General features: G+C 67.1%; 17 protein-coding genes and 1 tRNA gene. 7 read left to right on the top strand and 11 right to left on the bottom strand.

Annotation, left to right across the window (positions count from 1 at the left end):
• Nucleotides 1-5: 5 nt before the first annotated feature.
• A complete protein-coding gene (locus BM436_RS14230; RefSeq protein ID WP_093556181.1) occupies nt 6-1,145 on the bottom strand; it encodes an acyl-CoA dehydrogenase family protein in 1,140 nt (379 codons plus the stop codon).
• 10 nt (nt 1,146-1,155) lie between these two features.
• Complete coding sequence (locus tag BM436_RS14225; protein ID WP_093556180.1) at nt 1,156-2,346, bottom strand: acyl-CoA dehydrogenase family protein; 1,191 nt, start codon at nt 2,344-2,346, stop codon at nt 1,156-1,158.
• Between the two features lie 262 nt (nt 2,347-2,608).
• Here BM436_RS14225 and BM436_RS14220 point away from each other — a divergent pair, with 262 nt between their 5' ends.
• A complete protein-coding gene (locus BM436_RS14220) occupies nt 2,609-3,793 on the top strand; it encodes a S8 family peptidase (protein WP_093556179.1) in 1,185 nt (394 codons plus the stop codon).
• A gap of 32 nt (nt 3,794-3,825) precedes the next feature.
• On the opposite strand, the gene BM436_RS14215 is transcribed toward BM436_RS14220, so the two are convergent.
• The 4 genes from BM436_RS14215 to BM436_RS14200 all read right to left on the bottom strand — a co-directional run bounded on the left by BM436_RS14215 (nt 3,826) and on the right by BM436_RS14200 (nt 9,954).
• Entirely contained in the window at nt 3,826-6,171 is a 2,346-nt protein-coding gene (locus tag BM436_RS14215) for a gluconolaconase (protein WP_229490274.1), read from the bottom strand.
• 268 nt (nt 6,172-6,439) lie between these two features.
• Entirely contained in the window at nt 6,440-8,683 is a 2,244-nt protein-coding gene (locus BM436_RS14210; RefSeq protein WP_093556177.1) for a carboxy terminal-processing peptidase, read from the bottom strand.
• Nucleotides 8,684-8,802: 119 nt separating this feature from the next.
• Complete coding sequence (locus BM436_RS14205) at nt 8,803-9,342, bottom strand: hypothetical protein (RefSeq protein WP_093556176.1); 540 nt, start codon at nt 9,340-9,342, stop codon at nt 8,803-8,805.
• A 57-nt stretch (nt 9,343-9,399) separates the two neighbouring features.
• Complete coding sequence (locus BM436_RS14200; protein WP_093556175.1) at nt 9,400-9,954, bottom strand: thymidine kinase; 555 nt, start codon at nt 9,952-9,954, stop codon at nt 9,400-9,402.
• Nucleotides 9,955-10,169: 215 nt separating this feature from the next.
• Here BM436_RS14200 and BM436_RS14195 point away from each other — a divergent pair, with 215 nt between their 5' ends.
• Nucleotides 10,170-11,546, top strand: a complete 1,377-nt coding sequence (locus BM436_RS14195; RefSeq protein ID WP_093556174.1) for a pyridoxal-phosphate dependent enzyme — start codon at nt 10,170-10,172, stop codon at nt 11,544-11,546.
• Between the two features lie 143 nt (nt 11,547-11,689).
• The gene (locus BM436_RS14190) at nt 11,690-12,829 is read left to right on the top strand and encodes a trans-sulfuration enzyme family protein (RefSeq protein ID WP_259741432.1); all 1,140 of its coding nucleotides are present in this window, start codon (nt 11,690-11,692) and stop codon (nt 12,827-12,829) included.
• A 33-nt stretch (nt 12,830-12,862) separates the two neighbouring features.
• Here the strand turns inward: BM436_RS14190 and BM436_RS14185 are convergent, their stop codons facing one another.
• Together BM436_RS14185 and BM436_RS14180 are read right to left on the bottom strand one after the other, a co-directional pair.
• Nucleotides 12,863-14,350, bottom strand: a complete 1,488-nt coding sequence (locus BM436_RS14185) for a hypothetical protein (RefSeq protein ID WP_093556173.1) — start codon at nt 14,348-14,350, stop codon at nt 12,863-12,865.
• Between the two features lie 119 nt (nt 14,351-14,469).
• A complete protein-coding gene (locus BM436_RS14180) occupies nt 14,470-15,306 on the bottom strand; it encodes a hypothetical protein (protein ID WP_093556172.1) in 837 nt (278 codons plus the stop codon).
• 175 nt (nt 15,307-15,481) lie between these two features.
• On the opposite strand from BM436_RS14180, the gene BM436_RS14175 reads away from it, so the two are divergent.
• A tRNA-Leu gene (locus tag BM436_RS14175) sits at nt 15,482-15,566 on the top strand.
• A 140-nt stretch (nt 15,567-15,706) separates the two neighbouring features.
• On the opposite strand, the gene BM436_RS36190 is transcribed toward BM436_RS14175, so the two are convergent.
• Nucleotides 15,707-15,886 carry a hypothetical protein gene (locus BM436_RS36190; protein ID WP_143133123.1) on the bottom strand — a complete coding sequence of 60 codons (180 nt, stop codon included), beginning with the start codon at nt 15,884-15,886 and terminating at the stop codon, nt 15,707-15,709.
• Between the two features lie 127 nt (nt 15,887-16,013).
• Between BM436_RS36190 and BM436_RS14170 the strand changes: the two genes are divergently transcribed.
• Complete coding sequence (locus tag BM436_RS14170) at nt 16,014-19,538, top strand: alpha-L-rhamnosidase (protein ID WP_218164854.1); 3,525 nt, start codon at nt 16,014-16,016, stop codon at nt 19,536-19,538.
• Between the two features lie 86 nt (nt 19,539-19,624).
• The gene (locus BM436_RS14165) at nt 19,625-19,840 is read left to right on the top strand and encodes a hypothetical protein (protein WP_093556170.1); all 216 of its coding nucleotides are present in this window, start codon (nt 19,625-19,627) and stop codon (nt 19,838-19,840) included.
• Between the two features lie 44 nt (nt 19,841-19,884).
• On the opposite strand, the gene BM436_RS14160 is transcribed toward BM436_RS14165, so the two are convergent.
• The gene (locus BM436_RS14160; RefSeq protein ID WP_143133122.1) at nt 19,885-20,349 is read right to left on the bottom strand and encodes a hypothetical protein; all 465 of its coding nucleotides are present in this window, start codon (nt 20,347-20,349) and stop codon (nt 19,885-19,887) included.
• Between the two features lie 172 nt (nt 20,350-20,521).
• Nucleotides 20,522-21,724, bottom strand: coding sequence for an alpha/beta hydrolase family protein (locus tag BM436_RS14155; protein ID WP_229490272.1), 1,203 nt, complete (start codon nt 21,722-21,724; stop codon nt 20,522-20,524).
• A gap of 268 nt (nt 21,725-21,992) precedes the next feature.
• On the opposite strand from BM436_RS14155, the gene BM436_RS14150 reads away from it, so the two are divergent.
• On the top strand, nt 21,993-23,462 hold the full coding sequence (locus BM436_RS14150) for a DUF4331 domain-containing protein (RefSeq protein ID WP_177307197.1): 1,470 nt from the start codon (nt 21,993-21,995) through the stop codon (nt 23,460-23,462).

Raw genomic sequence — 23,462 nt, 5'->3', positions numbered from 1 at the left:
TCTCCTTAGGCGGCGTGCTTGAATCCGGGCTGGGCGATGAAACGCTCCAGGTGATGGTCGGCGTCGCCCAGGGTCAGATCGATCATGGTCAGGCGCTTGAAGTGGTGCGCGGCCGGCAGTTCGTCCGTCACGCCCATGCCGCCGTGCAGCTGCACCGCCTGCTGGCCGACGAATTTGCATGCCAGTCCGACGCGCATCTTGGCTGCGGACACCACGCGGCGGCGCTCCTCGGCGTCCCCGGAGGCCACCTTCACGGCCGCCAGCATCGCCATCGAACGGGCCTGCTCCAGGTGGATGAACATGTCCGCCATGCGGTGCTGCAGCGCCTGGAACTTGCCGATCGGCGCGCCGAACTGCTGGCGCGTCTTCAGGTATTCCAGCGTGGCCGCGAAGATGGCGTCCATCGCGCCCACCGCCTCCGCGCACAGCAAGGTGGCGCCGTAATCGGTGGCCGCCTCCAGGATGTCCCAGCCCGAACCGGCGCCGCCCACCAGGGCCGATGCCGGCAACTCCACGTTGCTGAAGCTTACCGTGGCGGCGCGCTGTCCGTCCAGCGTGCGGTAGTCGGTGACGGTGACCCCGGCCGCGCCGGCCGGCACCACGAACAGCGACACGCCGCCCCGGTCGCGCTGGCCGCCGCCGCTGCGGGCGGAGACGACGAAGGCGCCGGCCTGGCCGCCGTGGACCACCACGGTCTTGACGCCGTCGATGACGTGCCCGTCGCCGGTGGCGCGGGCCGTGGTGGCGATGTCGGCGAGGTCGTGGCGCGACTGGCGCTCACCCAGCGCGCACGCCAGTTTCAGTTCGCCGGCCGCCACTTGCGCCAGCAGGTCCTCGTGGCCGCCGCCCAGTTTCAGGAACTGCGCGCCCAGCACGGTGGCGAAGTAGGGCTCGACCACCAGGCCGCGGCCCAGTTCCTGCATCACCACCAGCAGGTCCACCGCCGTGCCGCTGAAGCCGCCCTGCTCCTCGGGCACCGGCAGCGCCAGCATGCCCAGTTCGGTCAGCGTGGCCCAGGCCTCGTCCGACACGCCGGCCGGCGAGTGGATGATGCGCTTGCGCGTTTCGAAACCGTAGTCCTTGTCGACCCAGCGGCGCAGCGCGTCGGCGAACTGCTGCTGCTCTTCCTTGAAATTAAAGTCCATACCGTCTCCCTCACAGGCCCAGGATCATCTGGGTGATGATGTTTTTCTGTATCTCGTTCGAACCGCCGTAGATCGACGTCTTGCGGAAATTGAAGTAATAGCCGGCCAGCGGCGCGGCGTCGCCCTCGCCGGCCACCGGCGCCTCGGTCTTGCCCTCCAGGTAGTCCGGATCGAAAGGCAAGGCGTTCGGGCCCAGCGCCTCCACCATCAGCTCGGTGAGGGTCTGCTGGATTTCCGAACCGCGCACCTTCAGCATCGAGGCTTGCGGGCCGGGGGCCTGGTCCTCCTGCGAGATGGTGCGCAGCACCGTGGTCTCCAGCGCCATCAGTTCGATTTCCAGGGTGGCCACCTTGGCCGCGAACAGCGGGTCCTCCAGCAGCGGGCGGCCCTTCTTCACCTGGTCGGTGGCCAGCTTTTTCAGGAATTGCAGCTCGCGCTTGGAGCGGCCCACCGCCGCGATGCCGGTGCGCTCGTGGCCCAGCAGGTATTTGGCGTAGGTCCAGCCCTTGTTTTCCTTGCCGATCAGGTTGGCGACCGGCACCTTCACGTTGTCGAAGAAGACCTCGTTCACCTCGTGGTCCTCGTCCAGCATGATGATGGGGCGCACCGTGATGCCCGGCGTCTTCATGTCGATCAGCAGGAAGGAGATGCCCTCCTGCTTGCGCACGGTGCCGTCGGTGCGCACCAGGCAGAAGATCATGTCGGCGTGCTGGCCCAGCGTGGTCCAGGTCTTCTGGCCGTTGACGATGTAGTGGTCGCCCACGCGCTCGGCGGTGGTCTTCAGCGACGCCAGGTCGGAGCCGGAGCCCGGTTCGGAGTAGCCCTGGCACCACCAGTCGTCGCAATTGAGGATGCGCGGCAGGTAATGCGCCTTTTGTTCGGCGTTGCCGAAGGCCATGATGACGGGCGCCACCATGTTGATGCCGAACGGCAGGATCGGCGGCGTGCCGGCGATCGCGCATTCCTCCTCCCAGATGTGGCGCTGGGTGGCGTTCCAGCCCGGGCCGCCGAATTCGGTGGGCCAGGCGGGCGCGGCCCAGCCCTGCTTGGCGACGATCTTGTGCCAGCGCACCAGGTCTTCGCGCGACAGGCGCAAATGCTTGCGCACCTTGCGCTGCAGGTCCGCCGGCAGGTTGGCTTCGAGGAAGGCGCGCACTGTGGCGCGGAATGCCTGGTCCTCGGACGTGTAGTTCAAATCCATGCTGTCTCCTTTGTTATCGCCGTCCGCACAAAAAAGCACGACCGTTCATTTAATTGTACCGCACAACACGAAGAGTAAACACGCCAAGCACGAATTTTTTGCAAGCCGGGATGTCAAACCCATGGCAACAATAACATGATTGATCAGGTGACAATTGGATAGCTTCCCGCGGCCTCGTTGGTCTATGCTGTCAGAGCCCATCCCCCACCTGTGTGTCCCCCGCGCCAGGGCTTTCAGCCATATCAACCTGAAAGGATAGAAGATGAGTTCCTACATCGTATTGAAACGCAGGTCGCCCAGCGCGGGCGCCGGCATCGGCGCCACGCGGGCCCTGGAGGTCCGCAACGCCGGCGGCGGCACGGACAGCTTCGAGATGCGGGTCGAGCGCGTCGACCGCGACCAGGCCGCGCGCATCGCCGCCGACCCGGATGTGAAGGTCGTCGCGCGCACCATGCCCACCGCGCTGATCGAGCCGGTCGACTTCACGCCGGGCGCGCCCGCCACGCCGGCCGACGCCGAACCCGTCTGGGGGATTTCGTTTGTCGGCGCCGACCGCAGCGGCTTCACCGGCAGCGGCGTCAGCGTGGCGGTGCTGGACACCGGCATCGACAGCGCCCATCCGGCCTTCGCCGGCGTGAACGTGATCGAGGAGGACTTCAGCGGCGCCGGCAACGGCGACAGGCTGGGCCATGGCACCCACTGCGCCGGCACCATCATGGGCCGCGACGTGGACGGCAAGCGCATCGGCGTGGCGCGCGGCGTCGAGCGCGCCCTGATCGGCAAGGTGCTCGGCGACGACGGCAGCGGCGAGTCCGAGATGCTTTTCCGGGGACTGCAATGGGCGCTCGACAACGACGCCAACATCATCTCCATGTCGCTGGGCTTCAATTTCCCCGGTCTGGTCGAACTGCTGGTCTCGCGCGGCTGGCCGGTGGCGCTGGCCACCTCCACCGCGCTGGAATCGTACCGCGGCAACCTGCGCATGTTCGACGCCATCATGGACATGTTCCGGGCGAACGCCGAGTTCGGCGGTTCGCCCATGGTGATCGCGGCGGCGGGCAACGAGAGCCGGCGCGGCGTCAGCGCCGATTTCAAGATCGCCGCGTCGCTGCCGGCGGCCTCGGTGAACGTGTCGGTGGCGGCGGTCAACCAGGCGGGCGAGGTGGCGCCGTTCTCCAACTGCTTCGCCCTGGTGTGCGCGCCCGGCGTCGGCATCACCTCGGCCTGGCCGGGCAACCAGCTCAACACCATCAGCGGCACCAGCATGGCCTGCCCGCACGTGGCGGGCCTGGCGGCGCTATGGTGGCAACAGCAGACGGACGAGGGACTGACGGCCAACCCGGTCAATGTCCAGGCCCGGCTGCTGGCCACGCTGCGCCGCGATCCGCTCAGGCCGGCGTTCAACGAGATCGACTTCGGCCAGGGCCTGGTGACGGCGCCCGAATGACGATGGCCTAGTCGCCGAGGCGACGCACCCCGCTACTGTATCGTCAGCGGCAGGTCGCGCCCCTCGATGGCGGCGTTGCCCGCGAAGTCGGCCGCGTGCACGCGCAGTATGTAGTCGCCGGGGGCCAGGCCGGCCACGTCCCACATGCCCGGCGTGACCTGGCCGTGCACCATGCGGTTGGTCAGCGTGTACGCGAAGCGCGTGGCCTTGCTGCCGTACACGGTGATGCCGCTGCTGGGCGCGTAGGCGAACTTCACGGCGTCGCGGTTGCGCGGCAGTTGGTCGTAGATCTGCGTGACCAGCGGCCGCTCATGTCCCGGCGCCGGGCTGCCGTCCGCGCGCAGCAACTGGTAGCCCAAGCGGTACAGCCCCAGGCGGCGGCGCGCCTCGTTGCCGTCCATCTGGTCGTAGGCGTCCACCACGATACTCAGTTCCCCCAGCTCGCGCCGCACCACCAGCGGCTTGCGTTTGGCCGCGCGCACCACGCGGCCGCTGGCGTCGAACAGCGTGATGCTGGCGATGCGCGGCGCCACCGTGTCGCGCAGGCCGATGAACGGCAGGCTGAGCGGGTTGAGCGCCCCGCCCTGCCGGTAATAATCCAGATGCACGTGGGCCATGGCGTTGATGGTGCCCAGGATGTCGCCCGCCTCGAAGCGCGCGCCGCGGCGCACCCGGACACGATCCGGCTTGCCCCTGCCGTTGCGCAGCAGCTGGAAGCGCTCGTCCAGCGCGGCGTTCTTCTGGTTGCGGCCCACCCGCATGTGGATATAGGAGATGTTGCCCAGGGCGATACCCTCGCTCAGGCTGCCGAAACCCCAGTTCGGCAAGGGATCGCTGACCTTGACGGGCGCGATCGCCACCACCGGCTGGCCGACGTCGGCCTGGATGTCGAGGCCGGTGTGGAAATGGTCGCGGCTCTCGCCCTCGAAGTTGCCGCGCACCTCGCCCATCACGCCCACCACCTCGTGCGGCGCATTCTGGGGCTTGACGGGCCACAGCATCGGGGCGCGGACGGAGGCGCGCCGGGCGGCGCCCGCTGTCCCGGTCGCCGGCGCGCCGCCGGCGCCATCCGCCGACGCGCCCGCGGTCGCCCTCGGCGCCACGCCGCCCGGAGCGCCCGCCTGCGCGCCGTCCTCCCGTCCGATCGCCGCCCGCGCCGCCGCCAATGGCACGGCCGCCAGCGCGGCGTTTGCGCCAGCCGTCACCTCGGCCGCCATGCCAGTGGCCGCGCTTGATGTCGTGCCAGCGGGCGAGATTGTGGCCGCGCTTGCCGTCGGAGACGCGGTGGCCGGTGTGATGCCATGCAGGCTGGCGGTGGCGGCGTCCGTGACCACGAGGCCGCCACCGCGCGCGATCGCGATGCCGCGCGGCTGGAACAGCTGGACCTTGCCGTCGCCGCCGTAGCCCGGCTGCACCGGCTGGTCGACATCGCCCAAGGCGTCCAGGCCCGTGGTGGGCGTCAGTTGCAGGATGCGTCCTCCGGCGGCAGCGATATACAGGTGGCCGTCGTGCGTGCGCGCCAGCGCCAGCGGACGCCGCAGCAAGGCGCGCCGGTCGCCTTCCTGTCCGCGCGCCACGGTGCTCACCAGCCCGTCCGCCCCCAGCTTGCGGATGGCGTTGTTGCGCGTGTCCGCGATCAGCAGCGCGCCGTCGGCGTCCACGGCCACCGCGCACGGCGTGTCGAACGCCGCCTTCAGGGCCGGGCCGTCGGCGTCGCCGGGCGCGCCGTTGCCGGCGATGGTGGTGACCGTGCCGTCCGGCTCGATGCGGCGGACAAGGTCGTTATAGGTGTCGGCCACGTACACGATGCCCGCGGCGTCCACCGCCACGCCCACCGGACCGTTGAATTGCGCAGCCCGCCCCTTGCCGTCGGCCGATCCCGCGACGCCGCCTCCCGCCAGCGTGGACACCGTGCCGTCCGGCGCCACCTTGCGGATCGCGTGGTTACCCGTGTCTGCCACGTACAGGTTGCCGCGCGCGTCGATGGCGATGCCGGACGGCGTATGGAAACGCCCCTGCGCGCCCGGCCCGTCGGCGTAACCCTCCTTGCCGCCGGCCAGCGTGACGGCGGCGCCATCGGGCGCGATCCTGCGGATGCGGTTGTGCTCGCCGGCGTCGGCGACATAGATGGTGCCCCGCGCGTCCACCGCCACGCCGTAGGGATCGGAAAACTGCGAAGCCTCCCCGCCGCCGGCCAGCAGCGACACCCGCCCGGCCCAGAAGTCGGCGGTCCTGGCCGGGCTGTCCACGGGCGCGGCGATAGGCGCGGCGGGCGCGGGCGCGGGCGCGCTGGCCGGACGCAGCCAGAGCCAGCCGGCGCCGCCAGCCACGGCCGCGGCGGCGGCCAGCGCGACGAGTTTGATTCGTATAGAGGTCACGTTGGGCGTAAAGAATGCATAAACGACCATTCTAAATCCTGCCACGCCCGCGCCGCGTAAATACCCCAGGGGTATTTTTGGAAAACACCCCGGGGGTGATTACACCGCGGCGGGAAAGCCACGGATAAAAAAAAGCCCGCTACTGGAGCGGGCTGAATCTATTTCCTTGGAGGGAGAATAGAGGAGACAGTTACGATAATGCTGCATTGCGCCATATTTTTCTAATTTATATTGGTGATGATAGAAATAATCGACGCGAATAACTCAACTATTTGCCCACGTCCGCCGCGTACGGCAGCACGCGCGAGGCCAGGCGCGTGTCGGTTTTCAGCAGGCCGACCTCGTCCGCCAGGATGTGCACGGCTTCGTTCAGCAGCACGTCCTTGGCCGCCTTGGCCGCTTTTTCCGCGTCCAGCTCGGCCGACAGCGCGCGCTCGTCGGCCTGCAGGCCGTCGTCCGTGCGCAAGGCGCCCTTCACCGCCGCCACCTGTCGCGACGCCTTGGCGTTGGCCGGCTTGGCCGAGATCGCCTTGTTCAGGGCCTCCTTCGGATCCGGCAGCAGCACCGGATCGTCCGGCGACGGCGCGGCGTTGACCAGGCGCTGTTCACGCAGCTTGGCGCGCGCCTCCTGCTGGTCGCGTTCCTTGCGGCGCGCGGTCTCGTTCAGCGAAATCGTGTTGTCCTTGCGCAGCTTCTTGACCAGCGCTATGTCCTCGGCCAGGTACTGGAAGTCCTTGTCCTTGGCCACGCGCGCCTCGTGTTTCTTGTCCAGCAGCGGCACGATTTCCTTCAGGTCGCCGGCCGGGATGTAGACGGCGGGCTTGATGGAGGTCCACGGCAAGGCGTTGTCGTAGCTCGACTCGCCGAAGTTGTCCGGATCGGACATCGACGGCAGGCTGATGTCCGGCACCACGCCGCGCAGCTGGGTGGTGCCGCCGTTGATGCGGAAGAATTGCGCGATCGTCATTTTCAGCTCGCCGAAGCGCGGCGCCTTGTCGCCCTGCGCGTAGCGGTCCAGGTTCCACAGGGTCTGCACGGTGCCCTTGCCGAACGACGGTTCGCCGATCACCAGGCCGCGGCCGTAATCCTGCAGCGCGGCGGCGAAGATCTCCGACGCCGACGCCGAGCTGCGGTTGATCAGCACGCCCACCGGACCGTCCCAGGCCAGGCCGGCGCGGGTGTCGCTCTCCACCTCGACCTTGTTCTGCGCGTTGCGCTGCTGCACCACGGGGCCCTTGTCGATGAACAGGCCCGTCAATTCGACCGCCTCGTGCAAGGAACCGCCGCCATTGTTGCGCAGGTCGATCAGGACGTTGTCGACCTTCTCGCGCTTCAACTCGCCCAGCAGGCGTTCGACGTCGCGCGTGGCGCTCTTGAAGTCCTTGTCGCCGCGGCGGCGCGCCTCGAAGTCCTGGTAGAAGGTCGGCAGCGCGATCACGCCGATGCGGCGCTTGACGGCGCCGTCGCGCACTTCCATGATGGTTTTCTTGGCCGACTGCTCTTCCATGCTGATTTTCTTGCGCACCAGCGACAGCTGGGCCAGCTTGCCGTCGGGACCGGCCTCGGCCGGCAGGATCTGCAGGCGCACCACGGAATCCTTGGCGCCGCGGATCAGCTGCACCACGTCGTCGATGCGCCAGCCGACCACGTCCTGGAACGGGCCGCTCTCGCCCTGCGCCACGCCGACGATGCGGTCGCCCACTTTCAGCTTGCCCGACAAGGCGGCCGGGCTGCCCGGCACCACCTCGCGGATCACGGTGTAGTCGTCGCGCTGCTGCAGCTGCGCGCCGATGCCCTCCAGCGACAGGCGCATGGCGATGTCGAAATTGTCGGCGGCGCGCGGGCCCAAGTAGTTGGTGTGCGGCTCGATCGACATCGCGTACGCGTTCATGAAGATCTGGAACACGTCCTCGTTGTTCAGCTTGCGCGAGCGGCTCACGTAATTGTCGTAGCGCTTCTCCAGCGTCTCGCGGATGGCCTTGTCTTCCTTGCCGGCCAGCTTCAGGCGCAGCCAGTCGTTCTTCACGCGCTTGCGCCACAGGTCCTTGACCTCGGCGTCGTTCTTCGGCCACTCGGCCTTCTCGCGGTCGATCTGGTAGCTCTCGTCGGCGGTGAAATCGAACTTGCCCTTCAACAGCTCGCGCGCGTAAGCCATGCGCTCGTTGAAGCGCTGCTGGTATAAATTATATATACCGAAGGGCACGGTGAGGTTCTCGCCCATGATGGCGTCGTCCAGCCGCGTGCGCACCGGCGAATATTGGTCGATATCGGATTGCACGAAGAACAGCTTCTCGCTGTCCAGGGACTTGAAATAGCGGTCGAAGATCTTCTCCGACATCGCGTCGTCCAACGGCGTAGCCTTGTAGTGGAAGCGGGACAGCACGTGCGAGGCCCACACGGCGGCCTGGCTTTGCTGCGCCTGTGGCTTGACGTCAGCCTTCTCCGGCACCGCGGCGCCCACCTGGACTGAAATCGCCAGCGCAATCGCGCTCAACAGCATCTGCTTCTTCATTGGCTAACTCCGTACTCTATATTCAGGGGAAACTACGAACTGCGCCTTATTCTACAGCCATCGCAGCGGCGGCGCAGCCACTGTCCTGCACAGTTTCGGGTCGGATGCTTAAGGCCGAATTAAAAATGCGCATGTTGCAATGCCCACCAAGCGAAGGCCGCGATGAACAGGTAGGGCCATGAGCGCAAAGCGATCTTCCAGTCAACCGCCGATGGCCAGCAAGCGAGAAATTGCGGCGCCACAACGAAGGCCAGCAGCAGGTCCACCGGCTCGAAGCCCCAGCCGGGCCGCGTGCGCCACAGCGCCACCATGAACGGCAGCGCCACGATCAGGAACGGCGCCAGCGCGGCCGGGGCCGCGTTGTACCAGCGCACCCGCGTCAGGCTGACGGAGCCGAGCTCCCAGCCCTTGTCCACCCGGCGCGGAATCACGGTGAACGCGGCCGGCCGCGCGCCCGTCAGCAGGCCGACGCCGAAGTGCGCCATCTCGTGGCAGACGGTGCCGGCCAGCGTGAACAGGAAAAAGAAGGGATGGCGCGCCGACAGGCGGCGGATCACCAGCGCCAGCGCCAGCGACGGCGCCAGGTACAGCAGCACGTCGAGCGCCGCCGCCCGGTGCTGGCAGAACCACAGCGGGGCGATGGCGTCGCATTCGAACATGGTTCAGCCCTGCTGGCCGGTCCGGCCCGTGGTGGTGGCGGAGCCGGCGCGCATGGTTTATTCCGAGTAGAAGCAGCGGCCGCAGGCCTGGCGGTAGCTCTCGTTGCCGCCGATGCTGATCTGCTCGCCCTCCTTGATGCGCTTGCCGTCCTGGTCCACGCGGATGTTCATCGTGGCCTTCTTGCCGCAGGTGCAGATGTTCTTCAGCTCCTCGATGTCGTCGGCCAGCGCCAGCAGATAGGCCGAGCCGGGGAAGGGTTCGCCGCGGAAGTCGGTGCGCAGGCCGTAGGTGATGACGGGGATGCCGCGCACTTGCGCCAGCTTGTGCAATTGCTGCACCTGCACGGTGCCGAGGAACTGCGCCTCGTCGATCAGCAGGCAGGCGATCTTCTGGTCGATGATGCGCAGGAAGTTGGTGTCGGCGTCGAACACCTCGGTCTGGCGGTGCGGCCCCAGCCGCGACGTCACCTGGCCGACGCCGTAGCGGTTGTCGATGGCCGCCGTGAACAGGCGCACCGTCTGCCCCTGTTCCTCGTAATTGTGCGCAACTTGCAACATTGCGGTCGATTTACCGGCGTTCATCGCCGAGTATCGAAAATAGAGCTTTGCCACAGCGATTTCCTGGTTTTACTGGGTTCTTCTTGAGCGCGATTATAAGGCGCACCCGGCGAATTTGGCGCATACTTTCCTCGCTGCTCCCGGAATCCGCATATACAAGTACGTAAAGATTCCTTCCTAGTGTGAACCGTGCGGCCCAAAATCCGCCTTTTTCACGGTCGCGGTGGCGGACACAATCCGCCACGCCAGCGCCGGTGCGAGGAGAACAAATGAACAAACCCAACGAAGCGGCGTTGTTTAGCCTGATCGGCGATACCCCGCTGGTCGAAGTGACGCGGATGGACACCGGCCCCTGCCGGCTGTTCCTGAAGCTGGAATCGCAAAACCCCGGCGGCTCCATCAAGGACCGCATCGGCCTGTCGATGATCGAGGCGGCCGAGCGCGACGGCTCGCTGAAGCCGGGCGGCGTCATCATCGAGGCCACCGCCGGCAACACCGGCCTGGGCCTGGCGCTGGTGGGCCGCATCAAGGGCTACCGCGTGGTGCTGGTGGTGCCGGACAAGATGTCCACCGAGAAGGTGCTGCACCTGAAGGCGCTGGGCGCCGAGGTGCACATGACGCGCTCCGACGTGGGCAAGGGCCACCCCGAGTACTACCAGGACTACGCGGCCCGCCTGGCGCGCGAGACGCCCGGCGCCTTCTACGCCGACCAGTTCAACAACCCCGCCAACCCGCTGGCGCACGAAACCGCCACCGGCCCCGAGATCTGGGAACAGATGCGGCACGAGGTGGACGCCATCGTGGTCGGCGTGGGCTCGTCCGGCACCTTGACCGGCCTGAGCAACTACTTCCGCCGGGTGCAGCCCAAGCTCGAATTCGTGCTGGCCGACCCCAAGGGCTCCATCCTGGCCGAGTACGTCGACACCGGCGCGGTCAGCGACACATCGGGCTCGTGGGCGGTGGAAGGCATAGGCGAGGACTTCATCCCCTCCATCGCCGACCTGAGCGCGGTGCGCAAGGCATACACCATCACCGACCAGGAAAGCTTCGACAGCGCGCGCGCCCTGCTGCAGGCCGAGGGCATCCTGGGCGGCTCGTCCACCGGCACGCTGGTGGCGGCGGCGCTGAAGTACTGCCGCGAGCAGACCGAACCCAAGCGCGTGGTGACCTTCGTGGTCGACACCGGCACCCGCTACCTGTCCAAGATGTACAACCGCGGCTGGCTGATGGACCAGGGCATGCTGCAGCGTCCCAAGCTGGACGACCTGCGCGACCTGATCGGCCGCCGCTACGACGAGGGCGACGTGGTCAGCGTGGCGCCGTCGGACACGCTGCTGGTGGCCTTCAACCGCATGCGCGCGGCCGACCTGGCGCAGCTGCCGGTGATCGCCGACGGCCGCCTGGCCGGCCTGCTGGACGAGTCCGACCTGCTGCTCAAGGTGGACAACAAGGCCGCCAACTTCGCCGGCCTGGTCGGCGACACCATGACCTCGCGGCTGGAAACGCTGGCGCCGTCGGCCAGCATGGAGGCGCTGCGCGGCGTGCTCGACCGCGGCCTGACCGCCGTGATCGCCGACGACCAGGCCTTCTACGGCCTGATCACCCGCTTCGACCTTCTCAACCACCTGCGCAGGACACTATCTTGAGCCGACAACAGCCTCCCCAAAACCAGCGGCAGAATCCGGGGGGGAGTAGCCCCAGTGGAGCTGCTCCCGATCCCGAAGGGACAGGCCATGGTCTGACCCCGGCCTTCGCTTCGGGTTCTCACAAGGCCCACCTGGCCACGCGCGTGATCCACGCCGGCCAGTCCCCCGACCCGTCGACCGGCGCCATCATGCCGCCGATCTACGCCACCTCCACCTTCGTGCAGGAGAGCCCGGGCGTGCACAAGGGCCTGGACTACGGCCGCTCGCACAACCCCACGCGCTGGGCGCTGGAGCGCTGCGTGGCGGACCTGGAAAGCGGCGCGCAGGGCTTCGCCTTCGCCTCCGGCCTGGCCGCCATCGCCACCGTGCTGGAGATCGCCGACGCCGGCGCCCACATCATCGCCGGCGACGACATGTACGGCGGCAGCTACCGCCTGTTCGAGCGCGTGCGCCGCCGCAGCGCGGGCCTGGACTTCAGCTACGTGGACCTGACCAATCCGGAAAACCTGCTGGCCGCGATCCGCCCCGAGACGCGCATGGTGTGGGTGGAGACGCCCACCAACCCCATGCTCAAGCTGGCCGACCTGCGGGCCATCGCGAAGATCTGCCGCGAGCGCGGCATCATCGCCGTGGCCGACAACACCTTCGCCAGCCCGCTGGTGCAGCGCCCGCTCGAGCACGGCTTCGACATCGTCGTGCACTCGGCCACCAAGTACCTGAACGGCCACTCGGACATCATCGGCGGCATCGCCGTGGTGGCCGGCGAGGAGCGCCAGGCCGCGTGGCGCGAGCAGTTGGCCTTCCTGCAGAATTCCGTGGGCGCCATCGCCGGGCCGTTCGACAGTTTCCTGGCGCTGCGCGGCGTGAAGACGCTGGCCATCCGCATGGAGCGCCACTGCGCCAGCGCACTGCGGCTGGCCGAATGGCTGGAGCGCGAGCCCAAGGTGAAGAAGGTCCACTACCCCGGCCTGGCCTCGCACCCGCAGCACGAGCTGGCGCGGCGGCAGATGGAGGGCTTCGGCGGCATCATCTCCATCGCGCTGGACACCGACCTGCCCGGCGCGCGCCGCTTCCTGGAACGCTGCGAGGTGTTCGCCCTGGCGGAAAGCCTGGGCGGCGTGGAAAGCCTGATCGAGCATCCGGCGCTGATGACCCACGCCACCATTCCGCCCGCCCAGCGCGCGCTGCTGGGCATAGGCGACGGCCTGATACGGCTCTCGGTCGGCATCGAGGACGTCGAGGACCTGCGCTCGGACCTGCGCGCCGCGCTGGCGGCGATCTGATGGCCATCTGACGACGCGATCGAACGGCGCCGCTCAGGGCGCCGGCCGCGTGGGATCCGGCACGTTGAACACGCGCCGGACGAAGGTCTCCATCGCCAGGAACACGCCCTCCACGCCGAAGCCGGCGATGAAGGACAGCGCCGAGCCGCTCAAGGTCAGCGTACCGGCGAGCATCTGCCCGTTCGTCGTCGTGCCGGACGCGTTGACGAACAGCCCGATGCACGCGCCTATCGTCGCGCCCAGCGCCAGCTGGCCCAGCGCCAGCGTGTAGTCGCGCGGCGACAGCACGCTCTCGCGCATCTTGCGCCACAGGTCGCGCACCACCGCCGCGCCCGCGCCAAGGATGCCGTAGAACAGCGGCAGCACGGCGCTGCCCAGCACCAGGGTCAGGATGCGCGCCGTCTCGTCGTCGGAGTCCTGGCGCGCCGGCCGGGCGCCCTGCGCCAGCGGTCCCAGCAAGAAGTCGAGCGCGTTGACGATGCGGTAATACAGCCGCCGCCATGGCTGCAGCCAGGCGTTCAGGTTGCGCCAGGTGCCGTTGAGTTCGCGTTCCAGCAGTTCAGCCTGCTTGCACAGATGGTATTCCTCCACGCCGCGGTAGGTCTGCGCCAGCGTCGCCGTCCTGTCCGCGCGCGCGGGGTCGCAATAAGCGTACAGGGGCGGCGCGGGAGGGGCGGCGGCCGGCGCCCGCGGCTGCGTCTTGGCCTGTCGCGCCAGCTCGTCGGCGGCCAGCTTGACCTCCGCGTCGGCGACCTTGCGCCGCAGCTCCTGCTGCTGGGTCCGAAGTGTGTCGAGATGGCTCAGAATCACATTGCCCGCAGTGACATTCCAGGATAGCAAACAGGTCACCACCAGCCAGATCACCAGCACCACCACGATGCGCAGGATGTCGCGGTTGAACTTCACGGCCGGCCCGATCAGGCCTGGAAAGGCGGTGCGCGCCAGCGACATGCGGGTGGGAGGCCGCGCGAAGCCGCGGCCGGGCGCGATCAGGTCGCCGTTGCCGCCGGCCGCCTTGTTGCCCGGCCAGCCATTGCCGGACTCGCCGTCGCGCCTTCCGCCGGGGGGACGCGCGCCCAGGCCCAGCCGCTCACGCACCGCGCCCAGCCAGCTGCCGCCCGGGTCAGGTGGTGGCGCGGCCGCCGAACCGGAGCCGCGGCGCTCGTGCTGCTTGCCCCCCTTCTGTTGGCGCGGATCGTCCTCGCCCACCACCAGCAGCGTGAACGCGATGGTGGCGCCGTTGGCCGGCCTGGCGGCGGCGTTCAGCATGTCCTTGGCCTTCAGCAGGATCGCCGCCTGGCTGGCCTGGCTGGCCGGGCTGGACTTGTTGTCGTCCTCCGGCGGCCAGCCGATCTCGCAGATATCCTTGATCAGGTCCTTGACGCGGGGCTCGAGGTGCTTGTCCCAGCGCCCGGAAATGAAGTCCAGCAGTAGATAGACTTCCGCCAGCTCGCGGACGAAGATGAAATCGCGTATCTGGACGGGCCGCGCGGCTCCGTCGCCTTGTTCCGGATCGGCCATGGCGCACCTCCATACGGCACAGCATGGGCCGCCGGGGACGGGCCGCGATGACCTGTCTCAACCGTGCGAACCGAACCAAAAGCGCCCCGCCCTACTCGCACTCGGGGAGGTGGAGGAAATCAGGACGCGTCGACCAGCTGCGAGATGCGCTCGCGCAGTTCGGCGTTCTCGGCCTTCAGCGCGGCGTTGCGCTCCTTCAGCTGCGACACCTCCGCGCGCAGCATGTCGATCTCGCTCACCGGGGCCGGACGCTCGTCGTCGCCCTCCCACGGCGCCTGCTTCGCCTCCTTCGGCGGCCGGGACGCGGCGCGCTGCTCGCGGATTTCCTTGGCGGCCTGTTGCAGCATCTTCTTGCCGCCGGCGACCGCCGCCGCCTGGTCGGCCTCGGGCAGCGACGCCACGGTGGCCGCCGCGTTGATCGAAATCGTCCCCGAGCGCACCGCCTCCACCAGTTCCGGCGCCGCCGTCTTCTGGATCTTCTCGATCTGGCTCAGGGTGGCGCTGCTCAGGCGCGCGGCGCGGGCGATATCCTCGCGCGAGGTGCGCACCTTGGCCGGCGCGGGCGTATCGTCCTGCTCGGGCGGCGCGATGCTCGCGTCCTCGGCGGCGGTCTTGGCCGACACCTCGGCGGCGCGCGCCTCCATGATGTCCTTCTTGCGCAGCGCCAGCACGCCGCGCTGGAAATCGGACACACTGCGGCGGCCCAGGTGGTTGTCGATCATCCACAGCATCACGTCCTCCATGTTGCGGAAGGTGGTGTTCTGGGTGACCTTGAACGGGATGCTGTGCTGCTGGCAGATGGCGTAGCGGTTGTGGCCGTCGACCAGCACGTCGTTCCACAGCACCAGGGCGTCGCGGCAGCCCTCGGCCAGGATGCTGCGCTCCAGCGCGCTGTACTCGGCCTCGGTCAGCGGGTCGATATAGGCGCGCAGCATGTCATTGATTTGGATTTGCATCGGGGTCTTCCTTGGAAATAGCAGGGCGGGCCCGGCAAGAAGATGGCCGGGCCGGATCGCCGTCCAGCATGCTACACCAATTGCGTCCCGGGCCCAAGGCGGCGGCCTTCCGCGATTTCCTGCCGCGCGCCTCTGGTGGTTATCTTTCAGTCATGGCATAATGCCGGGCTGCACCGCTCCGATGGTGAAATTGGTAGACACTGGAGACTTAAAATCTCCCGCCGCAAGGCGTGCCGGTTCGATTCCGGCTCGGAGCACCAAGAACACTTCTCCGAACGTCCACCAACGTTCGCGCCTTCCAAGACCGCCTTTAAATACAGGCGGCCTGTGGTCTACGAAAATTCATTGGCGTCTATTTGTTTAGTTTCGCGCCGCGAATGTCTGCCGTCCTCCTCAGGCATCAGATGGTGGCCTGCAAGCCCTTGTCGGCGATGACGTTGAGCAGTAATTCCGCGCGCGAACCGGTGCGCGCGAAATGCTCACCAACATGATTGGCGAAAGCTTGTTGGATCGACATGGCCCGGTTAAGCTTGGCCGCCCGGCCCACGTGCCCGGATTTTGACGCCAGCGCCATCCTCATTGAGCCCGGCCGTCATCGCACGGCACCGGCATAGGCACCGGATCGCTCATCCTCGCCATCACCATTTTTTATGAAAAAACTAATCATTTCATTGTTTATCCTCCCCTTGTTATGGACCGGCGCCGCGATGGCCGCGGCTCCAAGGGTGGGCGATTTAAGGGTCGAATACACGACTACCCCCATCGGGATCGACATCGAGCGTCCCCGGTTCAGCTGGAAAATGCTGGCGGACGGCCAAGCCAAGGGCCAGCGCCAGACCGCCTACGCGCTGGTGGTGAAGGATGGCGGCGAGGTTGTCTGGAAGTCGGGCAAGATCAAGAACGACCAGTCGCTGAACATCGAGTACGCCGGCAAGCCCCTGGCCGCCGCGCGGCGCTACGACTGGTCCGTCGAGGTGTGGGATGGGAACGACCGCCCACGGCAAGCCGCCTCCTGGTTCGAAACCGGATTGTCGCAATCGGACGCCAAGCTGGCGAGCTGGAGCGGCGCGAAGTGGATAGGCGGCGGCGACCGGGACCTGCCCCTGTATTCGCCCTATCTGCCCGTGTTCAAGATCAATTACGCGATGCGGCTGGACCAGGCGTCCGGCAGCACCCGCGCCGGCTTCGTCTACGGCGCCAACGATCCGCGCTTGATGGACAAGGTCAAGAACCTGCATCACCTCGAGAGCGCGAAAAACGCATCCTTCGTGATGCTGGAAATCGATATCGCCCCGCTGCTGTCGAAGTCGAACGCGGTGCTCAATATCTATCGGGTCGGCTATACGCCCAAGGACAGCAAGGATGTTCCCTTCAAGTCGTTGGCCATCCCGCTTTCCGTCATCAACGAGAACAACAAATACGAAGCGCACAAGGTCAGCCTCAGCTCCAGCCTGGGCAACACGCGCCTCGAAATCAACGGCGACGGCAAAGAGAACCTGATCGCCGACCTCAATCTGAATCCACTGGGCGGGGACGCCATCGCGTTTCCGGTGGTGGCCGATATCGGCTTCCACGCCCCGCGCGGCCAATCGGCGGCGTTTTCCAACGTGGAAGTGCGGAATTACCGCAGCCCGTCCAACCCGCTCTTCTCGGAACTGCTCGCCGGCAAGCCGTATGCCGGCATATTCTCCGGTTCGAACGGCGGCGTCATCGTCTCGAATAACGCGTACCGGATCGAGGGCGGCCAGGAGGGCAGGACGGTGGTCGCGGACCCCAGCCGCAACGCCATGCCGATGCTGCGCACCAGTTTCTCGGCCAGCCGCGCAGCGATCGCCCGGGCCCGCCTGTACGTGACGGCGCGCGGCATTTACGAGGTCCATCTGAACGGCAAGAAGGTCGGCAACGACTATTTCAATCCCGGCCTCACGCAATACAACCGCACGCACCTGTATCAGACCTACGATGTCACCAGCCTTGTCAAGCCGGGCAGGAACGCGCTGGGCGCGATGCTGGGCGAGGGCTGGTGGAGCGGCGGCGCCACCTACATGGGCCAGTTCTGGAACTTCTTCGGCGACCGGCAATCGCTGCTGGCCAAGCTCGTGATCACCTATGCCGACGGCAAAGAGGATGTCGTCGTCAGCGACCCGGCTAGCTGGCAATACTTCAACGACGGCCCGCTGCGCTATGGCAGCCTGTTCCAGGGCGAAGTGTACGACGCGTCGAAGGAAAAACTGGTCCGCGGCTGGAGCACAGCGTCCTACGACGCCTCGGCCTGGCAACCGGCGGTGGAGGTCGGCTTGTCCGGCAATATCAGCAAGGATCCTTCCAATCGGTCGCACGGGATGCCGCCGGTTGACGACTACAGCCAATGGCGCCTGAGCGGCCAGTTCGACCAGCCGGTCCGCAACGTCCGCCAACTGCAAGCCCAATCCGTAAAGGAAGTGCGGCCTGGCGTGTTCGTGTACGACATGGGCCAGAACATGGTGGGCGTGCCGGAAGTCATGCTGTCCGGCGTGGCGCCTGGCAAGAAGGTGGTGCTGCGCTTCGCGGAAGTGAGCTATCCCGACATGCCGCAGTACGCCGGCAACCAGGGCATGATCATGCTCGAGAACATACGCGGCGCGATGGCCCAGGAAATATACGTCACGCGTGGCGGCGCGGAAGTGATCGCGCCCCGCTTCACTTCCCACGGTTTCCGCTACATCGAGATCACCGGCTTGGCCAAGGCGCTCCCGCTCAAGTCCGTCACTGGCCGCGTGCTCAGTTCCGTGCACAAGCTGGCGTCGCACTATGAAACCTCCAACGCCAAGGTCAACAAGCTCTGGGAAAACATCACCTGGTCGACCTACGGCAATTTCCTGTCGATTCCCACCGACTGCCCGCAGCGCAACGAGCGCCTGGGCTGGAGCGGGGATATCTCGGTGTTTTCCCGCACCGCCACCTACATGGCCGAGCTGCCCCAATTCCTGCGCAGGCATATGCTGGCCATGCGCGACACCCAGCGCGACGATGGCAGGTTCACCGACGTGGCGCCGCTGGGCGGCGGCTTCGGCGGCGTGCTTTGGGGCAGCGCGGCCATCACCGTGGCCTGGGAAAGCTACCAGCAGTACGCCGACAAGGCATTGGCGGCGGAGCACTATGACGCGATGAAGCGCTACATCGACTTCGTCGTGGCGAAGAACTTCGATCGCCAGAGCGGCGTCCTGGTCCAGGAAGACCCGACCGCGTGGGGCAACCTGGGCGACTGGCTGGGGCCGGAACAGGAGAAGAACGACAATTCCCTGCTGTGGGAAGCACAGTTCATCAACGACCTGCAAATCATGAGCAGGTTCGCCGCGGTACTGGGCAAGGCCGCCGACGCCGAGGCCTTCGACCGGCTCATCGCGGAGCGCAAGCGCTTCTTCAGCGCGCACTATATCGATCCGCAATCCGGCAAGACGGTGCGTTCCTCGTTCAACCAGTTCCCCGCCACGAAGCGCAGCGCGGGCGACCCGATCGACACCCAGACCTCGTACGTGCTGCCGCTGGCGTTCGATCTGCTGGGAGACAAGGAACGGGAAGCGGCCGGGCGGCACCTCGCCACCACCGTGCAGCGCGCCAACCACGCCGGGAACGGCACGGCCCTGCCGCCCTATTCCCTGATGACCGGCTTCATCGGCACCGCGTGGATCAACCAGGCGCTGTCGGACAGCGGCCGTTCGGACCTGGCCTACCGTCTGCTGCAGCAGACCAGCTACCCTTCCTGGCTCTACCCCGTGGAACAGGGCGCGACGACGGTGTGGGAGCGGCTGGATTCGTACACCGCCACGAACGGCTTCGGTGGCAACAACACCATGAACTCGTTCAACCACTACTCCTTCGGCGCCGTCGGCGCGTGGATGGTGGACCATTCGCTGGGGATCGCCCGCGACGAGGCCAGCCCGGGATTCAAGCACTTCATCCTGAAGCCGGAAGCCGATCCCACCGGCGGCATGCGCCACGCGAAGGGCCACTACGACGGCATGTATGGCCGCATCGAAAGCGGCTGGAAACGGGCCGGCGACAAGACGGAGTACACGTTCGCGATCCCGGCCAACAGCAGCGCCACGGTGCTCATCCCGGCCAGCCACGCCGGCGCCGTGCTGATCGATGGAAAAGCGGGCGACACGCCCCACGTCAAGTTCGTCAAGCATGAGGGCGGAAAAGCGGTGTTCGAGGTGGCGTCCGGACGCTACACGTTCACCGCGCGGTAGAGCGCCGCGCGCTTGCCGCCTTGGCGACCGTTCCCGTCGCCGGGCGGCCCGCCATGCTATGATGACTTTTCGATCAGGAGGTCAGCATGTCGATCTATCGCCAAGAAGGCCTGGCGGCGTATCGCGAATTCGCGGCCGCCCTCGCCGAGGAACAGGCAGTCGCCCACGAACTGAGCGAGTGCGCCAAGATCGAGGTCTACCACCTGCTGGCGCGCGACCTGTTCGACCGCATGGTTGTCGCGCACACCAAGACCGCCGAGGCCTTCGCCCGCGTGCAGTGCTTTCAATACGACAAGAACTGAATCACCGCGCCCGCGGCTTCCTTTGAGAAGTCTCGTAGTGCCGCCTATGGCGTCGCCAATCGCGCGCCTGTCCGGGTGATCGGCATTTTTTCGTAGCCATTGCCCGTCAGCCATGCGGGCTCGCCGGTGTAGTGATAGAAGCGGGCCTTGACTTCCCGGGTGTGGCCGTCCGCTATGTCGCTGGCGCCGTAGACGTCGGCCATCTGGCTGCTGCCGTCCGCGCGCAGTACCCGGACCCGCTCGGGCTTGCCGCCGACCGTGTCCGCCAGATAGGCCAGCGAGCCGAGCCACGCCAACGCGGCCGCCAGCCGCGCCGCGGCGACCAGCGGCGCGTCGGTGCCGCCGGACGCCTCCGCCGGCCCATCCCCGCCAAACACAATGGCCAGCAAGACGGTCGCCACCATGAAAACAATGCCCGCGCGCCGGATTCGCAACGCGGGTCCGGCGACCACGCGCGTTCCGGCACGGTCCAGGCCTGGTCTTTGCAGCAGGAATTGTCTTATCGTCATCGCGGACTCGAAGTAGTGGACGTGAATCGACCATCATGTGCCGGCCCGCGCGGATGGGGTTTGATCTACCGCAAAGCTACGCCCCGGCTCTTTACCTCAACGGTTCGGCGATCGTCGGCACGACCGGAAGGTCAGGCAGCATGCCGACCGACCCGCGCGGGGGAAAGCGGCATTATTCGGTCCGGCCGGCCGAGCTGTCGCCCGGCCACACCACGAAGTTGTCGACCGAGTAGAGCCGGCAAGGCTGCGGGCTCCGGGTCTGGCAGGCGGCCAGCGCGTTGGCGGCCGGGTCCTCGCCCTCCTCCGCCCAGCCCCACGCGCCGGACGCCGACACCGCGAACGCGCGCGGCGTCTGGCGTTGCAGGAAGCTGCGGTAGGCCTCGCGGCCGGTGGACGCCAGGTACGGCAGCGCGGACACGTCGTCCACCGCCGCGTAGCTGGTGGCCTGCTGCTGCGGCGCCACCGCGAACTTCTCCCGCACCGGCATGCCGATGCGCGCCAGGAAGCGCTCCGCCTCCGGCAGCCACAGCTGTTCGCCGTCGCGGCTGGCCAGCATGGTGTGCGCGTCGCGCTTGAATTCGCCGAAGGCGATCAGCTGCGCGCTGGCGCCGCCCACCGTGTAGGCGCTGTGCATGCGCTTCACCAGCTCCGGGCCGAAGTAGGAATCGTTGGCGCCGTACATCCACATGCTTTCCATCTTGCTGCGCTTGCCGTACTCGGCGAAGGCGCGCACCAGCGCGCCCTGCCAGTCGCACGAGCCGCCATGCACGCGCAGGCCGCCGGCGAAGTTCATCACGCCGCGCACGCCGGGGATCTCCTGCGTGGCCAGCGCCATGGTCGCCAGGCCGCCGTAGGACTGGCCGGCCACCACGATATGTTCCGCGTCCACCCAACGCTGCTGGCGCGCGTAGTTGATCGCGTCGCGCACGTCGTTGGCCTGGGTGTAGCCGTTGGCCGTCATGTTGCAGCCGTGGTCGATGTATTTCCCGGACGACTGGGCGAAGCCGGTGCGCATCGGCACCATCACCGCGTAGCCGCGCCGCACGAAGGCGCTCGCCATGTGGACGAAGCGGTCGCGCGTCTGCAGCTTGGGGTCGCCCGGCGCCTTGCCGTGGTTGATCACCAGCAGCGGGAACGGTCCGGCGCCGTCCGGCTTGTAGACGGTGGTTTCCAGCGCCACGCCCAAGCCCGGCCCGGCCGGCACCATGATGACTTGCTCGTTCAGTTGCGTGACCGGCAACGGCGCCGGGGCGGACGCGGAGGATGCCGCGAAAGGGCCGCCCAGCGCCAGGGCGATGACGATGCGGGGGCTGAAACGGCGGAAGAGGGTCGCGGCGGTGTCGATGGTTCGCTCCGGATAATTGGGAGTGGGCAATGTCCCGATTTTGCGGGCATCGTTTTTCGAAAGCAATACCAAAACGCCAAAAAACCCAGCAAAAACAGGGTTTTACGTCACAAACCCAGCCATTGCGATAGCAGCCGAATAATTTTAAGAATTTTGAATCCACCCGCGGGTCTCACCCGTATATGGCAGTGCGGCGCTGCATTGGTCACCGGGCGCTGCCATTCCGTTAAACCTATTGGGGGAAAGAGAAATGTCACACATCGTCAAGAGGCCGTTCAACCGGCAGATCCAGGTAGCAATGCTCGCGATGACCGGCCTGATGGCCATCTGCCCGCCGCCGGCGCAGGCGTCCAGCCACCGGGAGGCGCCCTTCATCACCAAGCAACCCACGGTGGACGCGACCGACTTCTACATGTTCCGCAGCTACGAGCCGGGCCGCGCCGACTACGTCACGCTGATCGCCAACTACGTGCCGCTGCAGGACGCCTACGGCGGCCCGAATTACTTCCAGATGGACCCGGACGCGCTGTACGAGATCCACATCGACAACAACGGCGACGCCAAGGAGGACCTGACCTTCCAGTTCCGCTTCAACAACGCCAACAAGGACACCCAGCTCACGGTGGGCGGCAAGAAGGTGTCGATTCCGCTGGTGATCAACGGCGGCGCCATCGCCGACGTCAACGCCGCCGGCGCCAACGTGCGCGAAACCTACACCGTGAACCTGGTGCGCGGGGACCGCCGCGGCGGCACGCGCGCGGCGCTCACCAACGCCAGCGGCGGCGGCACCACCTTCGACAAGCCGCTGGACAACATCGGCAACAAGTCGATTCCGAACTACGCGGCGTACGCGGCCAAGCACGTCTACGCCGTCAACATCCCCGGCTGCGCCACGCCGGCCCGCATGTTCGTCGGCCAGCGCAAGGACCCGTTCGCGGTCAACCTGGGCGAGACCTTCGACCTGATCAACATCAAGGCGCCGGCGGTCGAATTCGCGGCCAACGCCGAGCGGGCCGCCAAGGACGACCTGGCGGACAAGAACATCACCTCGATCGAACTGGAAGTGGCAAAATCCTGCCTGACGGCCGCCGGCGGCACCAACCCCGTGATCGGCGGCTGGACCACGGCCAGCATGCGCCAGGGCCGCCTGCTCAACGCCATGCCGGGCACCAGGGTGGGCGCGTCCAAGGAGGGCGGCGCCTGGACACAGGTGTCGCGCCTGGGCATGCCGCTGGTGAACGAGGTGGTGATCGGCCTGAAGGACAAGGACCGCTTCAACCACAGCAAGCCCACGGCCGACGGCCAGTTCGCGGACTACGTCACCAACCCCACGCTGCCCGCGCTGGTTGAAATCCTGTACGGCGGCGCCGGCGCCAAGGCGCCCACCAACTTCCCGCGCAACGACCTGGTGGCCGCCTTCCTCACCGGCGTCAAGGGGCTGAACCAGCCGGCGTCGGTGACGGCGTCCGAAATGCTGCGGCTGAACACCTCGATCGCGCCGGTGGCGATGGGCGCGCAAAAGCGCCTGGGCGTGATCGATGGCGACAACGCCGGCTACCCCAATGGCCGCCGTCCCGGCGACGACGTGGTCGACATCTCGCTGCGCGTGGTGATGGGCAAGCTGTGCACGCTGAACCTGGGCTGCGCGCCGTCGGACGCGCCGGCCGGCGCGCTGCGCTTCACCGACGGCGCCTACCTGGACGACGGCGCCTTCACGGCCGCCTTCCCCTACCTGAAAACGCCGATCGCCGGCTCGCCGCAGCAATAA

It is taken from the genome of Pseudoduganella namucuonensis (genome assembly GCF_900116645.1).
Lineage (GTDB): Bacteria > Pseudomonadota > Gammaproteobacteria > Burkholderiales > Burkholderiaceae_D > Rugamonas > Rugamonas namucuonensis.
The sequence above is the reverse complement of the archived record's forward strand: the minus strand, read 5'-3'. Positions and strand labels throughout refer to the sequence as shown.

Excerpts from the sequence above, each read along its gene's own strand:
- BM436_RS14230 (WP_093556181.1), bottom strand. The coding sequence starts at position 1,145 with ATGGACTTTAATTTCAAGGAAGAGCAGCAGCAGTTCGCCGACGCGCTG.
- BM436_RS14225 (WP_093556180.1), bottom strand. The coding sequence starts at position 2,346 with ATGGATTTGAACTACACGTCCGAGGACCAGGCATTCCGCGCCACAGTG.
- BM436_RS14220 (WP_093556179.1), top strand. The coding sequence starts at position 2,609 with ATGAGTTCCTACATCGTATTGAAACGCAGGTCGCCCAGCGCGGGCGCC.
- BM436_RS14210 (WP_093556177.1), bottom strand. The coding sequence starts at position 8,683 with ATGAAGAAGCAGATGCTGTTGAGCGCGATTGCGCTGGCGATTTCAGTC.
- BM436_RS14205 (WP_093556176.1), bottom strand. The coding sequence starts at position 9,342 with ATGTTCGAATGCGACGCCATCGCCCCGCTGTGGTTCTGCCAGCACCGG.
- BM436_RS14195 (WP_093556174.1), top strand. The coding sequence starts at position 10,170 with ATGAACAAACCCAACGAAGCGGCGTTGTTTAGCCTGATCGGCGATACC.
- BM436_RS14185 (WP_093556173.1), bottom strand. The coding sequence starts at position 14,350 with ATGGCCGATCCGGAACAAGGCGACGGAGCCGCGCGGCCCGTCCAGATA.
- BM436_RS14180 (WP_093556172.1), bottom strand. The coding sequence starts at position 15,306 with ATGCAAATCCAAATCAATGACATGCTGCGCGCCTATATCGACCCGCTG.
- BM436_RS36190 (WP_143133123.1), bottom strand. The coding sequence starts at position 15,886 with ATGAGGATGGCGCTGGCGTCAAAATCCGGGCACGTGGGCCGGGCGGCC.
- BM436_RS14170 (WP_218164854.1), top strand. The coding sequence starts at position 16,014 with ATGGCCGCGGCTCCAAGGGTGGGCGATTTAAGGGTCGAATACACGACT.
- BM436_RS14165 (WP_093556170.1), top strand. The coding sequence starts at position 19,625 with ATGTCGATCTATCGCCAAGAAGGCCTGGCGGCGTATCGCGAATTCGCG.
- BM436_RS14160 (WP_143133122.1), bottom strand. The coding sequence starts at position 20,349 with ATGACGATAAGACAATTCCTGCTGCAAAGACCAGGCCTGGACCGTGCC.
- BM436_RS14150 (WP_177307197.1), top strand. The coding sequence starts at position 21,993 with ATGCTCGCGATGACCGGCCTGATGGCCATCTGCCCGCCGCCGGCGCAG.